This window comes from Arthrobacter pityocampae (assembly GCF_002927275.1).
Taxonomy (GTDB): domain Bacteria; phylum Actinomycetota; class Actinomycetes; order Actinomycetales; family Micrococcaceae; genus Arthrobacter_D; species Arthrobacter_D pityocampae.
Genome location: NZ_PRKW01000004.1, coordinates 294,538 through 309,439, shown reverse-complemented (window position 1 = coordinate 309,439; position 14,902 = coordinate 294,538). Strand labels below are relative to the sequence as shown.

Annotated in this window: 12 protein-coding genes; 10 read left to right on the top strand and 2 right to left on the bottom strand. The window is 72.2% G+C overall.

The features are described from left to right. The first annotated feature begins 23 nt into the window (after nt 1-23). The 7 genes from ssd (at nt 24) to C4K88_RS10435 (ending at nt 5,925) form a co-directional block, all read left to right on the top strand. A complete protein-coding gene (gene ssd, locus C4K88_RS10465) occupies nt 24-1,097 on the top strand; it encodes a septum site-determining protein Ssd (protein ID WP_104121561.1) in 1,074 nt (357 codons plus the stop codon). Beyond that, complete coding sequence (locus C4K88_RS10460) at nt 1,094-2,701, top strand: TadA family conjugal transfer-associated ATPase (RefSeq protein ID WP_306418612.1); 1,608 nt, start codon at nt 1,094-1,096, stop codon at nt 2,699-2,701. The genes ssd and C4K88_RS10460 overlap by 4 nt, the downstream gene beginning before the upstream one ends. After that, nucleotides 2,698-3,474, top strand: coding sequence for a type II secretion system F family protein (locus C4K88_RS10455; RefSeq protein ID WP_104121559.1), 777 nt, complete (start codon nt 2,698-2,700; stop codon nt 3,472-3,474). The genes C4K88_RS10460 and C4K88_RS10455 overlap by 4 nt, the downstream gene beginning before the upstream one ends. Then, on the top strand, nt 3,474-4,187 hold the full coding sequence (locus tag C4K88_RS17790; RefSeq protein ID WP_241521831.1) for a hypothetical protein: 714 nt from the start codon (nt 3,474-3,476) through the stop codon (nt 4,185-4,187). The genes C4K88_RS10455 and C4K88_RS17790 overlap by 1 nt, the downstream gene beginning before the upstream one ends. Before the next feature lie 487 nt (nt 4,188-4,674). After that, complete coding sequence (locus C4K88_RS17785) at nt 4,675-5,010, top strand: DUF4244 domain-containing protein (protein WP_241521830.1); 336 nt, start codon at nt 4,675-4,677, stop codon at nt 5,008-5,010. Nucleotides 5,011-5,183: 173 nt separating this feature from the next. Then, nucleotides 5,184-5,522 (top strand): TadE family type IV pilus minor pilin, encoded by a 339-nt coding sequence (locus C4K88_RS10440; protein WP_241521829.1) that lies wholly within the window; start codon nt 5,184-5,186, stop codon nt 5,520-5,522. Further along, nucleotides 5,515-5,925 (top strand): Rv3654c family TadE-like protein, encoded by a 411-nt coding sequence (locus tag C4K88_RS10435; protein WP_104121557.1) that lies wholly within the window; start codon nt 5,515-5,517, stop codon nt 5,923-5,925. Before C4K88_RS10440 ends, C4K88_RS10435 begins: the two co-directional genes overlap by 8 nt. 67 nt (nt 5,926-5,992) lie before the next feature. Here the strand turns inward: C4K88_RS10435 and C4K88_RS10425 are convergent, their stop codons facing one another. Both C4K88_RS10425 and C4K88_RS10420 read right to left on the bottom strand, forming a co-directional pair. After that, nucleotides 5,993-8,569 carry a DEAD/DEAH box helicase gene (locus C4K88_RS10425; protein WP_167399021.1) on the bottom strand — a complete coding sequence of 859 codons (2,577 nt, stop codon included), beginning with the start codon at nt 8,567-8,569 and terminating at the stop codon, nt 5,993-5,995. A 47-nt stretch (nt 8,570-8,616) separates the two neighbouring features. Next, entirely contained in the window at nt 8,617-9,267 is a 651-nt protein-coding gene (locus C4K88_RS10420; protein WP_104121556.1) for a GNAT family N-acetyltransferase, read from the bottom strand. An 84-nt stretch (nt 9,268-9,351) separates the two neighbouring features. Here C4K88_RS10420 and trhO point away from each other — a divergent pair, with 84 nt between their 5' ends. The 3 genes from trhO (at nt 9,352) to topA (ending at nt 14,867) form a co-directional block, all read left to right on the top strand. Next, on the top strand, nt 9,352-10,278 hold the full coding sequence (trhO, locus tag C4K88_RS10415) for an oxygen-dependent tRNA uridine(34) hydroxylase TrhO (protein ID WP_104121555.1): 927 nt from the start codon (nt 9,352-9,354) through the stop codon (nt 10,276-10,278). Further along, on the top strand, nt 10,278-11,999 hold the full coding sequence (locus C4K88_RS10410) for a DUF7059 domain-containing protein (RefSeq protein WP_104121554.1): 1,722 nt from the start codon (nt 10,278-10,280) through the stop codon (nt 11,997-11,999). Before trhO ends, C4K88_RS10410 begins: the two co-directional genes overlap by 1 nt. 120 nt (nt 12,000-12,119) lie before the next feature. Continuing rightward, nucleotides 12,120-14,867 (top strand): type I DNA topoisomerase, encoded by a 2,748-nt coding sequence (gene topA, locus C4K88_RS10405; RefSeq protein ID WP_104121553.1) that lies wholly within the window; start codon nt 12,120-12,122, stop codon nt 14,865-14,867. The last annotated feature ends 35 nt before the right edge of the window (nt 14,868-14,902 follow it).

Genomic DNA, 14,902 nt, shown 5'->3' with positions numbered 1-14,902 from the left:
GCCCGCCCGGGCAGACTTCCGGCATGACCCAGCAGACGTGGACCCGCGAAGACCATCGGCCGGTGGTCCTCGCCGGCGGTTCCCAGTTCGTCCAGGACCAGGTGGCGCGGGCCTGTGCAGCCGCGGGGGTCACCCCGCACTTCGCCGCCGACCTCGCGCAGGCCCTTCCCCTCGAGCCGACGGTGCTGCTCCTCGGCGCCGACCAGGCCGCCGGCGGGCTGCCGACGCTCCGCGAGGTCGTCGTCGTGGGGTCGGCCGACGACGAGACGAGGGCGTGGGCCGCGGCGGCGCACATGGCGTCCTCCCGCGTGGTCATCCTCCCGCAGGGTGCGGGCTGGCTGGCGGAGCACCTCGGCCGACGCCTCAACCCCACTGCATCCGGGGCCGTCGTCGGCTTCCTCGGGGCGGCCGGCGGGGCGGGGGTGAGCACGTTCGCCTTCTGGTGTGCACGCCACGCCGCAGGCCAGGGGACGACCACGCTGCTGGTGGACGGGCACCCCCTGGGCGGAGGACTGGATCTGGCCCTCGGGATCGAGGAGCGCCCGGGCGTGCGCTGGAGCGACCTGCGCGACCTCCGGGGCACGCTCCGCGCGGAGCAGCTCGCGGGGGCGCTGCCGGCCGACGGGCGTCTCGCCGTCCTGTCCCATGCCGCGCACCCGGAGGGCGCCGGCCAGCCCTCCGGTCACGGGATGGACGCGGCCGGAGCCGTCCTGGATGCCGCCCGCGGGGCGTTCGATCTGAGCATCGTGGACCTCGGCAGCGCCGGCAGCGCCGCGATCCAGGCCCTCGTGCCGCTGTGCGACCAGCTCGTCCTCCTCGTTCCGTCCAGGCCGCGGAGCGCCTTCGCGGTGACCCGCATCCTCGAGGCCTACAGCTCGCTGCCCACCACCGTCGTCCTCCGTGGCCCGGTGCTCGACGGACTGGATGCCTGGCTGGTCGCGGACCTCGCCGGGTGCCCCGGCCCGCTGCCGTACCTGCCGTTCGTCCGGGGGTCGTCCGTGGCGGAGGCCAACGGCAGGATGCTGGACTTCCCGTTGCCCCGGCGGGCCCGGAAGCTCGTCGGCTCGGTCGTCGCCGGTCTGGAGCGGGCGGGATGACCGTCTCCGGTGAGGGCCGGACGGAGTGGCACGGGTCGGCGGGGCGCGGGACAGCGGGGGGCGTTGTATCAGGGCCCGGCTCGGCGGAGGGCGGCGAGGAGGACGGCGCGATCGCAGGAGCGCCCACCAGGCGCCAGCGGCGGGCGGCGAGCGGACGACCGGCCCGTCCGGTCGGGGCGGGCGGAGCCGCAGACACGGGACGCAGTGATCCGCCTGGCACCTCGATGGTCGACTCGGTCCGCAGGGCCGTTCTCGCCGGGAACGTCCAGGCGACCGGGGCGGCCTTCGCGGACGCGATCGGGGCGAGCGGCAGGCTGCTCGGCTCGGAGGGCACCCTGTCCGCGCTCGATCGCGTGCGCGCGGAACTCAAGGGGCTGGGCCCACTCGAGCACCTCCTCGCCGACGAGTCGATCACGGACATCCTCGTCAACGGACCGGACGACGCATGGGTCGACGGCCCGGCCGGCCTGCGTCGCACCGGGTGCACCTTCTCGTCCGATGCGGAGGTACGGGCGTTGGCCGTCCGCCTGGTGGCGGCGGGAGGACGGCGCCTCGACGACGGCTGCCCCGCCGTCGACGTCCGGCTGGAGGGCCTCCGGGTGCACGCCGTCCTCCCGCCGATCTCGACATCGGGAACCCTGCTGTCCATCAGGATCCACCGGGCACGGACGTTCTCGCTCGGGGACCTCATGGACAGCGGGACGGTCGCACCGATGATGGCGGAGGCGCTCCGGCTCATGATGCGCCGCCGCCTGAACTTCCTCATCAGTGGCGCGACGGGAACGGGCAAGACGACGCTCCTGGCCACCCTGCTCGGCCTGGCCGCGCCCCACGAGCGGGTGGTCCTCGTCGAGGACGCTGCGGAGCTGAACCCGGAGCACCCGCACACGGTCGGGTTGCAGGCGCGGCACGGCAACCTCGAGGGGGCGGGCGTACTGGACCTGACCGAGCTCGTCCGGCAGGCGCTGCGCATGCGACCGGACCGGCTCGTGGTGGGGGAGTGCCGGGGCGCCGAGGTCCGCGAACTGCTCGCGGCGATGAACACGGGCCACGACGGCGGCGGGGCGACCATCCACGCCAACTCCGCCGAGGCCGTGCCCGCGCGGCTCAATGCGCTCGCAGCGCTTGCCGGGCTCACGCCGGAGGGAGTGGCGCTCCAGGCAGCGAGCGCCGTCGACGTGGTGGTGCACGTGGTGCGTGATGCGAATGGCAGGCGCGTGGAGAGCCTCGGCAGCCTGGAGCGGGCCGACGCGGGCGGGCTCACCGTGCTGCCCATCCTCACGGATGCGGGGGCGGGCTGCCGGCGGGCCGCGGGCTGGGAGGACTTCGCGCGGCAGGTGTGCTGGCCCGTGTCCGGGTCCGCGCCTGAGCCCGGCCGCGGGGACGGGTCCGGGGACAGGGGCAGGGGCGGGCGCGGGGACAGGGGCAGTGATAGGGACGGGCGCGGGGAAGAGTACGAGAACGTCGGGCCAGGGGCCGTCCCGGGGTCGGCGTCGGGGCTGGGGTACGGGTCGGGGCACGGCGCCGGGACCGGCCGGGGACAGCGCGACGTCCACGAGTGGGGCTCCGGTCATGACCCCGTGCGCGGCGGGCGGGCCCCATGACCGGCGTGGCGGTGGCCCTCCTGATGGCCGTCGCCTGTATCACCCTCGCCATCCCGAGGCCCCGCGCCGCACAGCGCCGGAGGACGCCCGGCGCCGCCGGATCCGACCGATCCGCCGGACGCAGCTCCACCGCTGGCAAGTCCAGCGCCGACAGATCCACCGTCCGCCGGGCCGTCGACCTCCACGAGCTCCCGCTGTTCGTGCACCAGCTCGCGGGCCTCCTCCGCGCGGGCCGCCCTCCGCATGTCCTGTGGGAGGACATGGAGCGTGTCCACGCCGACGGACGCACCGCCTTCACGGCAGCTGCCCTGCCGGTGATCGCGACGGCCCGGCGGGCGGCGGAGCTCGGACTGAGCGTGCCCGATGCTCTGCGCCAGGCCCTGGACGGTGATTCGGGCCGGTCGAGGGGAGACAGGGCCGGCATCCGCGTCGACAGGTTGTGGATCGACCTCGCCGGATGCCTGATCGTCGCGGAGCGCAGCGGCGCGCCGCTCGCCGGGATCCTCGAGCAGTACGCCGCACAGCTCGATGCCCAGCTCGATGGCCTCTCGGCGCGGGAGACCGCGCTCGCCGGGCCGCGGGCAACGGTCGTCCTCCTGGCCTGGCTCCCCGCCGTGGGGCTCGTGCTGGCCATCGCCCTCGGCGTGAATCCGTTCGAGGTGCTCCTGGGGTCCTCCCTCGGACGGCTCGCGCTCGCCGTCGGCGCACTGCTCATGCTCGCGGCCCGCCTCTGGTCCCGCCGTCTGGTCGGGTGGGTCGACGGTACCCCGTGATGGCAGGGCTCGGCGTGTTCCTCCTCCTCGCCGCGGGGGCGCTGGTCCTGATGACGCCGTCCGGCCGGCTGCAGCGCGTCTCCGACGCGCCGGCGGATCGGGCACGGCACCAGGGCGTCAGGGACGGTCCCCTCATCCTCGACCTGCTGGCAGCCGTACTGTCCGCAGGAGCGTCCGTCGAGAACGCGCTGCTGGTCGTCGGGGAGGCCTGCGATCCCTCCATCGGCGCGGTGCTGACGAGGGTGCGCGCAGCCCGCCTCCTCGGTGCATCCTGGGAGGCGGCGTGGGATGCCGGAGCCACTGACGACCGCCCGTCCGCCGCCTCGTCCGCAGGCGTCCCCGCGGCCGATCACTCCGTGAAGGGCCGGCGGCCGATGCCGCCATACGGCTGGCGCCTGTCCTCGCCCTTCGGCCGGGGGCCCACCTCCCCGCGATCAGCGCCCCGGCGCTCGGCCCGCGGGCAGGTCGATCCGCTGCCGATCATCGAGGACGTCAGACAGGGTCTGCGGTTCGGCACGGCAACCGGCGCCCCGTCCGCGGCACTCCTGCATGCCCACGCCGCCCAACTTCGACGGCGCCGCAACCGTGAGGTGGACAGGAGGGCTGCCGCGCTCGGGGTCCAGCTCGTCCTGCCGCTCGGCCTGTGTTCCCTACCGGCGTTCATCTGCCTGGGCGTGGTGCCCGTGGTCCTGGGTCTGCTGCCGGATCTGTGACCCGGCCGGTCGCTCCACCTGCCCCCGGGCATCCGCTCCCGGTACCGTCCGTCCGATCCTGGGCAGTTCTTCCATGGCCCGCCTCGTGCACTCCGGACGACCACGGACGCCTCCGGTCGGAAGGACGCCCGGGTTATCCACTTAGCGGCTCCTCCGCCCCGCGGCCGACCCGCGCATCGACAGAGTTGATCCAGCGACGTTCGTCGCTCACAGCACGTGGGGCGACTCCCCACCGACGAAAGGGCATGTCATGGCGATTCAGACCCAGCGTACGGATGGAGGGGGCACGGCATTCCGGGCCCCCCGGATGGATTCCGGAAGCCCCCTCGATGGTCGAGCCGGCGCGTTCGCGGACGCAGCCACGGTCCGGGCCCAGGACGGAACGCAGGGCACAGCATGGCAGGGGCGGGAACCGATGATCCTCATGCCACCGATACCCCTGCGGCCCCCGACGGCTCACCAGCCCCTCCCTGCCGAGGAGTGTGTGGTGCTTCCTGTGCCGTTCATCCGTCTGGTCCGATCCGTCGATTCCCGACCCGGGGCCGAGCCCGGGACGGACGGGTCCGCCGGCAGCGAACGGGTCCGCCCCGCGGACCGGGCCACCCGCCGCGCCGACGCACGGCGACGGCGGGCCGACGACCGGGTCATCCGGAGGGCGCGGGGCCGGGTCCTGGACCAGGAGGCGGGCATGGCGACGGCAGAGTACGCCATCGCCACCCTCGCGGCGGTGGGGTTCGCCGCGCTCCTTGTCGCAGTGCTCTCCAGCGGTGAGGTCAAGGGACTGCTCATGTCCCTGATCACCTCGGCGCTGAACTTCGGCTGATGAGGACCAGCCAGGGCGGGGCGACACGCGACGCACCGGAGCCCGACACGCCGTCTTCGACGAAGCCGCGTCCCTCTGCGCTGTGCTCCGTACCGCCCGGCGGGACTCCCCCCGCGTGGAGCGTGCGGGGGGACCGGATGGCGCGCTCGTACCGGGGGGAACGTACAGCAAGCTTGCAGCGGGGATCCGTCACCGCCGAGGTTGCCGTCGTCCTCCCCGCCCTGGTCGTCCTGCTCGCTCTGCTCCTCGCGACGGCCCACGTCGGCAGCGCGCAGCTGCGCCTGGAGGAGGCTGCGCGGGCCGGAGCCCGGGAGGTGATGCGGGGCGAGAGCAGCGCGAGCGTGCAGCAGACCGTGCAACGCCTCGCCGGGGACAACGCGACGGCCCAGGTCGGGGTGGCCGGGGACTGGACGACCATCGAGGTCCGGGCCCGTGTGGAGGGTCCCCTCGTCGAGCTCATGGACCTCGAACTGCGCGCGTCGGCCTCGGGACGGAAGGAACACGATGGGTGAAGCGCGGGAGGATGCCAGCAGCGATGCCCGGGAGGGCGCGGCACTGCGGCGGGACGTCGACGCCGAGTGTGGTGCCGGCACGATCCTGATGGGGGCGCTCGCCCTCCTGGCGCTGCTGCTGGTCGCGTCCGCGGCGCTCCTGCTCCAGGCAGCCTCAGCGGCCTCGAAGGCGGCGACGGCGGCCGACCTCGCGGCGCTCGCCGCGGCGGATGCCGCCCGGGGACTGTCCACGGGCGACCCCTGCGCAGCGGCCGCGGCCGTGGCGGAACAGCACGACGCCACGGTCGCGCACTGCGAGATCGGGGCGACCGGCGCGGGGACCGCCGTCATCCGGGTGTCCGTGGAGGTGCCGGGCGTTCTTCCCGACGCCGTCGGTGCGGCACGGGCCGGCCCGCCGCCGTGAGGGTCGCGGGACGGGGGACGCAGCCCGTCCGACGACGGCGTCCCGGTCGCCGCGACCGGTCGAGTCGTCAGGCCGCGCCCGCGCCCGTCCCCGGTCCGGTGCCCCGTGCCGACGAAGCGTCCAATCCCGTCGGATCGGACGGATCGGACGGATCGGACGGATCGGACGGATCGGACGGATCGGACGGATCGGACGGGTCGGACGGGTCGGACGGGTCGGACGGGTCGGACGGGTCGGACGGATCGGACGGATCGGACGGATCGGACGGGTCGGATGTGCCCGCCATGCCGGAGGCGCCGGACACCCCGTCGGAGCGAGTGGCACCGCCCCCGGCCTGCTGCAGGATCAGGGACAGTACTGCCACGGCACCGCCTTTGCTCAGCGGATTGTTCCGGTTGCCGCACTTCGGGGACTGGACGCAGGAGGGGCAGCCGGACTCGCACTCGCAGGCCTCGATGGCGTCCCGGGTCGCCGACAGCCAGGTGCGGGCTGCTTCGAACCCCCGCTCGGCGAACCCGGCGCCCCCGGGGTGGCCGTCGTACACGAAGATGGTCGGCAGGCCGGTGTCGGCATGCAGGGCCGTGGACACGCCTCCGATGTCCCAGCGGTCACTCGAGGCGACCAGGGGCAGCAGCCCGATCGCCGCGTGCTCGGCGGCGTGGAGCGCGCCCGGGAGTTCCTCGGCGAGGATGCCCTCGGCCTCGAGCAGTTCCGGGCTGATCTCGAACCAGACGCTCTTCGTGAAGAGGTCGCGTGCCGCCAGCTCGAGCGGCTCCTCGCCCAGCACCTCGTTCGAGGAGAACGCCTTGCGCTGGAAGGACACCACCTGGGTCGTCACCTTCACGTCACCGAAATTCGCGAGGACACCGCCCCACAGGCTGCTCACGTCCCGGCCGATGACCTCGATCTGCGTGACGTCCCGTGCCTGCGTGTAGTAGTCGGGCTGGGCTCGGGACACCACGGCGCAGTGGTCCTGTTCGTCGAGGTCCTCGACGACGTACGTCCGGCCCTGGTGCACGTACACGGCACCGGGGTGGGCCTGGTAGTGGCTCTGCGGCGAGTCCATCGTCCCGAGCAGGGCACCGGACCCGGCCTCGACGATGTTGATCGGACCACCGCCGTCGGCCCGGAGGTTCACCATCCCGGCCGCACTCTGCGGGTGTGTCCAGAACCAGCCGGCGGGGCGGCGTCGCAGGAAGCCCTGCTCGCACAGGGTGCCCAGCAGGTCCTCCGCCGTGGAGCCGAACAGGGGCAGGTCCGTCGCGGTCAGCGGCAGTTCGGCCGCGGCCGCACAGAGGTGCGGGCCCAGCACGTAGGGGTTCGACGGATCGAAGACCGTGGCTTCGACGGCGAGGTCGAACACAGCTTCCGGGTGGTGGACGAGATAGGTGTCCAGGGGGTCGTCGCTGGCCACGAAGGCGGCGAGGGCGTCCTGGCCGGAGCGGCCCGCCCGGCCGATCTGCTGCATCAGGGACGCGCGGGTTCCGGGCCACCCCGCCACGAGGACGGCGTCGAGGCCGGAGATGTCGATCCCGAGCTCCAGGGCCGACGTGCTCGCCACGCCCAGCAGCTCACCGCTGCGCAGCGACGCCTCGAGGGCGCGCCGCTCCTCCGGCAGGTATCCCGAGCGGTAGGCCGCGATGCGGTGCGGCAGGCTTGGATGCACGTCCTCGAGCATCCGGCGCGAGGTCTGGGCGATGCTCTCCGCGCCGCGCCGGGACTTGATGAACGCGATGGTGCGCACGGAGGACGAGACGAGGTTGGCCAGGAGGTCCGAGGTCTCGGCGATCACGGTCCGCCGGGTGGGTGCGCCGTTCTCGCCCTTCTTCCCGGTGAGCTGCGGCTCCCAGAACGCGACCGTCGTGGAGCCGTGAGGCGAGGAATCCCGGTCGACGGCGCGCGCCGGGGCGCCGATCAGCTTCCCGAAGGACGCGGAGGGCTCCGCCGACGTCGCCGAGGCCCCGATGAACACGGGGTCCGCACCGTAGCTCGCGCAGATGCGCCGCAGGCGGCGCAGCAGATTCGCGACGTGGGAGCCGAAGACGCCCCGGTAGCTGTGGGCCTCGTCGATGATCACGTACTTCAGCCGGCGGAAGAACCTGGCCCACCAGGTGTGGTTCGGCAGGATGCCGTAGTGGAGCATGTCGGGGTTCGCGAGGATCAGGTTGGCGTGGTCGCGGATCCACCGTCGGGCGCCCGTCTCCGTGTCGCCGTCGTAGGTCTCGGCGCGGACGGTGGGGATGCCCAATGCGTTGATGGCGGACAGCTGGTCCGCGGCCAGTGCCTTGGTGGGGGCCAGGTACAGGGCGACGGACCCGGTGGGCACGAGGGTGGCGCGGTCCAGCAGTTCGCTGCGGTGGATCTCGTCGAGCACCGGCAGCTGGTAGCAGAGCGACTTCCCCGAGGCGGTCCCCGTCGCGATGATGGTGTGCGCGCCGTCGTGGGCGGACGTGGCCCCGTCCACCTGGTGCCGCCACGGCTGGTGCACGCCGCGCCGGGTGAACGCCTCGACGACGTCGGGGTGCGCCCAGGCGGGCCACGGCGCGTGCTCCGCGTCGCGGGCGGGGATCTCCCGGACGTGCAGCAGCTGCTCGGGGTCTGGTCCGCCCCCGAGCAGGTCGATGAGGGAATCACGCGCAGCCACCGGGCCATTCTTCCACCGGCGTCCGGGTGGAGCCGCGGGAACGCGCCTTATCCTCTGATGACGAACACGTCGGCGAGGTGTTCCCACCCGAGGAACGCGTAGAGTGCGCGGCCGTCGGCGGAGGCCATCAGCAGGCCCGTGGTGACGTCGTCCTCCAGGACCCCGGCGGTGAGCGCGCGCATGACGAAGCTGCCGAGCCCCCGCCGCCGGAAGTTCTCCTCAGTGATGATGCGGTCGTACACCGCGTAGTCGCCCACGGCCGCCACGGATCCGCGGGCCGCGAGTTCCCCGCGGGACCGCACCAGGACGCGGCGGCAACCGCCGTCCCTGGCGTGCTCCAGCGTGTAGTCGTCGCCGGGCGGGCGCGGGTCCTCGACGTCCTGGCCGCTCATGTCCACGCTCATGAGGGCCTGCTGGCGGTCGGTGACCCGCATGCCGAGCGGGTGCGCCGCGTCGATCAGCTCCCGCATCCGGTTGGTGACCACAGTCAGGACCCGCGTCGGATCCCCTCGCGTGTCGGTGGCCAGATCCAGGAACTGCTCGGTCGTCGGCTCGAACAGGAAATGCTCCGTCTGGTCCTGCTGGTCGGTGAGCAGGACGGAGGTGCTGCGTCCGTCGTCGTGACGTTCGTAACCCCGGCACCTGGTCCATCCCGTGATCCAGGTCTGGAGGAGTTCATTGTCTGCATGGGCGTTCATGTCCTGACGATAGTTCTCCGGCGCCCCCGATGACATACCCGATTGCGAGGTGACGGCTATGAGTCGCGACGTAGACTTTGAACGGTGTCGATGAACCGGATTGCCCTGTATTACGCCTTCGCGCCCCTCCCCGATCCCGAAGCCGTCCGGCTGTGGCAGCGGGCCCTCTGTGAGAAGTGGGGTCTGCGCGGCCGGATTCTCATCTCGAAGGACGGCATCAACGGCACCGTGGGCGGCGACATCGACGCCGTGAAGCAGTACGTGAGGACGACCCGCGAGTACCCGGCCTTCAAGGGCCTGGAGATCAAGTGGTCCGACGGCGGCGCGGAGGACTTCCCGCGGCTCAGCGTGAAGGTCCGCGACGAGATCGTCTCCTTCGGCGCCCCCGGGGAACTGAAGGTCGACGAGAACGGCGTCGTGGGCGGCGGCATCCACCTCGCCCCGGAGGAACTGCACGCGCTCGTCGACGCCCGGCGCGCGGCGGGGGAGGAGGTCGTGTTCTTCGACGGGCGGAACGCCCTCGAGGCGCAGATCGGTCGCTTCAAGGGAGCCGTCGTCCCCGACGTCCGGACCACGCACGACTTCGTCCGCGAACTCGACTCGGGCAGGTACGACGACCTCAAGGACAAGCCCGTGGTCACCTACTGCACGGGCGGCATCCGCTGCGAGGTGCTCTCCAGCCTGATGATCAACCGGGGCTTCCAGGAGGTCTACCAGCTCGACGGCGGGATCGTCCGCTACGGCGAGAAGTACCGCGACGCCGGGCTGTGGGAGGGCTCGCTGTACGTGTTCGACAAGCGGATGCACCTCGAGTTCAGCGACGACGCCGTGACGATCGGCAGGTGCGTGCGCTGCCAGGCGCCCACCAACAAGTTCGAGAACTGCTCCAACCAGTCCTGCCGCAACCTCACCCTGTACTGCGCCGCGTGCGCGGCCGACCCCGCGACCCTGCGCTGCCCGCAGGGGTGCGAGTCGGACGAGGCCGAGGCGACGGCCGCGGGTGCTGCCTGATGCCGGCGGCAGACGCCTGGCCCGAGTTCGACGACGACGTCGCGTCCGCACCGTCGGGCCGTGACCTCGCCGTGCTCGCCGTCCTGGCCGATGACCTGACCGGTCTCGACTACACGGTCGAGGGCGTCGAGGCGCTCCTCGGCCCGGCGGCGTACGCGGCCCTCGGCCGGGACCAGCTCGTGCCGGCCCTGCTGGCCTGTCGCCGCGCCCCCGGGCCGGACGCAGCGCGCGCCACCCCCGTGCTGCTGTGGCTGCTCGGCGAGACCGTGACGGAGCAGGAACTCACCCGGGCGTTCCCCGGCGTCGGCGTGGCGGGCCTCGAGCAGCTGAGGCTCATCGAACGGGCCCCTGACGTCCCCGGGGAGAGCACCGGAGCGAGCGCCCCGGACCATGCCGGAGGCGGCGCCCCGGACGGAGCCGGAGCCGGCGCAGACGCGGGTGCCCCGCACCCCTCCGCGGCACCCCGCTGGCGTGCCGCCGTCGAACTCCGCCCCTACAGCTCGGACGTCGGAGGGCACCTCTGGGTGGCCAGCGACCTCGGCTCGGAGCAGCGCCCCGGTCCCCTGCCCCACGACCACGTCCTCGGGATCGGCGGGGCTTCCCTGACCCTCGCCCAGACCGTCCTGAGGACGCCGGTGGGGCGGGCGCTGGACCTCGGGACGGGGTGCGGTATCCAGGCCTTCCATCTGCTGGCCCACGCCGACCACGTGACGGTGACCGACATCTCCGACCGGGCGCTCGCCTTCACCCGCTTCAACCTCCTCCTCAACGCGCCCGCGCTCGGCATCGATCCGGAGCGGCCCGGTCTCCGGGTCAGCCTCCGGCGGGGCAGCCTCCTCGAGCCGGTCCGCGGCGAGGAGTTCGACCTCGTGGTGTCCAACCCGCCCTTCGTCATCACGCCCCGCACGGGCGGGACCGGTCAGGCATACACCTACCGCGACGGCGGACTCGCGGGCGACGCCATCGTCAGCACGCTCGTGCGGGACCTGCCGGGCGTCCTCACCCCGGGCGGGGCGGCGCAGCTGCTCGGCAACTGGGAGATCACCGAGGGCACCCCGTGGGACCGTCGCATCCGGGGTTTCGTGCCGCCCGGCGTCGACGCCTGGATCATCCAGCGCGAGCAGCTGACGCCCGTGCAGTACGCCGAGACGTGGCTGCGGGACGCCGCCGAACACCGCGACCGCGAGGCCTACGTGGCAGGCTTCGCCGCCTATCTGGCCGACTTCGCCGCACGGGACGTCGAGGGCATCGGCTTCGGATCCGTCTGGCTGAGGCGCCCCCGGACCCCGAGCGACCTGACGCGGGTGACGCTCGAGGAGATCACCCACGACATCGAGCAGCCCGTGGGCCCGCACCTGGCGGCGGCGATCGGCCGCGGCGACTGGCTCGCCGCCCACACCGAGCAGGCCGCGTCCGGGATCGGGATCGCCGACGAGTTCCTGCTCGTCGCCGAGGACGTCACCGAGGAACGCCATCAGAAGCCCGGCGCCGAGCACCCCGGGGTCATCCTGCTGCGGCAGGGCGCCGGCCTCCGCCGGACCACCCTGCTCAGCACCGAACTGGCCGGGTTCGCCTCGGCGTGCGACGGCGATCTCACGGCCGGGCAGATCGCGGGAGCCCTCGCCCTGCTGCTGGACCGGCCCGATGCCGCGTTCACCTCGGAACTGCTGCTGGATGTCGAGCAACTCGTCCGCGAGGGCTTCCTCCTTCCTGCCCCCTGAAACCTGCCATTAGTCTTGTGCAGGTACTCATGACGCATACTGTGGAGTGAGCCCGGCAGCGGGATCCGGACCGGATCCCCAGGACCTGCCGCGGCATTCGCTTGTATATATAGGAGAGAAGTGCCGACCAAGGCCACGGACAAGAAGCACGGCAAGAAGCTCGTCATCGTTGAGTCCCCCAGCAAGATCAAGAGCATTTCGGGCTACCTCGGTGAGGGTTTCCAGGTCGCCGCGTCCATGGGGCACATCCGGGACCTCCCCCAGCCGTCCGACCTCCCCGCCGAGCTGAAGAAGTCCTCGGTGGGTAAGTTCGCGGTGGACCTCGACAAGGACTTCGAGCCCTACTACGTGGTCTCCCCGGAGAAGCGGAAGACCGTCGCCGAGCTGAAGGCCGCCCTGAAGGACGCCGACGAGCTCTACCTCGCCACCGATAACGACCGCGAGGGCGAAGCCATCGCTTGGCACCTGCTGCAGGTTTTGAAGCCGAAGGTCCCCGTCTACCGGCTGACCTTCGGTGAAATCACCAAGGAGGCGGTCACGCGCGCCATGGGTGAGCTGCGCGACGTCGACATCCCCATGGTCGACGCCCAGGAGACCCGGCGCATCCTCGACCGCCTGTACGGGTACGAGATCTCCCCGGTGCTGTGGCGCAAGGTGGCCCGTGGCCTGTCGGCCGGCCGTGTGCAGTCCGTTGCCACACGCCTCGTCGTCGAGCGCGAGCGGGAGCGCATGGCGTTCCGCACGGCGTCCTACTGGGACCTGACCGGCACGTTCACGCCGGAGGATCCGAGCAAGGGCACCGCGTTCCCGGCCAAGCTCGTGGCCGTGGACGGCAGCAGGATCGCCACGGGCAAGGACTTCTCGGACCGCGGCGAGCTGAAGGCCGCGAACGCCGTGCGGCTCGACGAGGATTCCGCGCGATCCCTCGCCACGGGACTCGAGCGCGCAACCTTCCAGGTCCGTTCCCTCGAGACGAAGCCCTACACGCGGCGTCCGGCTGCGCCGTTCACGACGTCGACTCTCCAGCAGGAGGCGGCGCGCAAGCTCCGCTTCAGCTCGAAGGTCACCATGCAGGTGGCGCAGCGCCTGTACGAGAACGGCTACATCACCTACATGCGTACCGACTCGTCGGCGCTCTCGGACCAGGCCATCAATGCCGCCCGCCGGCAGGCGTCGGAGCTGTACGGGCCCGAGTACGTACCCGAGTCCCCGCGCACCTACAAGGGCAAGGCCAAGAACGCGCAGGAGGCCCACGAGGCCATCCGCCCCGCCGGTGATTCCTTCCGGACGCCCGCCCAGGTGGCGCAGGGCCTGCGCGGCGACGAGTTCCGCCTCTACGAACTGATCTGGAAGCGCACCGTCGCCTCGCAGATGGCCGACGCCAAGGGCTCGACGGCGTCGCTGCGTCTCGGCGCGACGAGCGCGGACGGCAGGGACGCCGAATTCTCGGCCTCCGGTACCGTCATCACCTTCCGCGGTTTCATGGCCGCCTACGAGGAGGGCCGCGACGCCGGCCGCAACGAGGACGGGGCCGACGACGACGGCCAGGGCACCCGCCTGCCGAACGTCACCAAGGGCGACGCGCTGGGCGCGGAAGCCGTCGAGGCCGTGGGCCACGAGACCTCGCCGCCCCCGCGCTACACGGAAGCCTCCCTGGTCAAGGTGCTCGACGAACGCGGCATCGGCCGTCCGTCGACGTACGCCGCGACGATGTCCACCATCATGGACCGCGGGTACGTCACCTCCCGGGGGCAGGCCCTCGTGCCGAGCTGGATCGCCTTCTCGGTGGTCCGCCTGCTCGAGGAGCACTTCAACGACTACGTCGACTACGACTTCACCGCGGAGCTCGAGGAGGACCTCGACCGCATCTCCCGCGGCGAGACCGGCCGCGTCGAGTGGCTGAACCGCTTCTACTACGGCAACCGCAAGGACACCGGGCTGCACACCATCGTCAACGACCTCGGCGAGATCGACGCGCGGAGCATCAATTCGGTGGAGATCGCCGAGGGCATCACGCTGCGGGTGGGCAAGTTCGGGCCGTACCTCGAGAAGCCCCTGCCCGCGGACGCCCCGGAGGGCACGGAGCCGCAGCGCGCCAACGTCCCCGAGGACCTCGCACCGGACGAACTGACGGCCGAGAAGGCCATCGAACTGATGGAGGCCCCGACGTCGCAGGAGCGCGTCCTCGGCACGGACCCCGAGACGGGGCGGTCCGTCGTGGCACGCGACGGCCGCTACGGACCGTACGTGATCGAGCTGATCACCGAGCCGACGGCGGAGGAACTCGCCGCCCAGCCGGTCGAGTACTACAAGAACGGCAAACCCAAGCCCCCGAAGAAGCCCGCGAAGGTCAAGCCCCGCACCGGGTCCCTCTTCAAGTCCATGTCCGTGGACACCGTGACCCTCGAGGACGCCCTCAGGCTCATGAACCTGCCGCGGGTCCTCGGCACGGACGAGGAGGGCAAGGAGGTCACGGTGCAGAACGGCCGGTTCGGACCGTACCTGAAGAAGGGCAGCGACTCCCGCTCCATCGGCTCCGAGGAGGAGATCTTCACGATCACCCTCGAGCAGGCGCTGGAGATCTACAAGCAGCCCAAGCAGCGCGGCGGCCGGACCGTCACGCCGCCGCTGGCCGAGTTCGGTGACGATCCCGTGAGCGAGAAGCCGATCGTGGTGAAGGACGGCCGCTTCGGCCCCTACGTCACCGACGGCGATACCAACATCACCGTGCCCGGGTCGATGGCGATCGAGGAACTGACGCGCGAGCAGGCGATCGACATGCTCGCCGAGAAGCGCGCGAAGGGCCCGGCCCCCAAGAAGACGACCCGCCGGGCGCCCGCGAAGCGCAAGGTCGCCGCGGGCAAGTAGCTGAGAGCAGGCAGGACACACGTTGGCGGGGGATG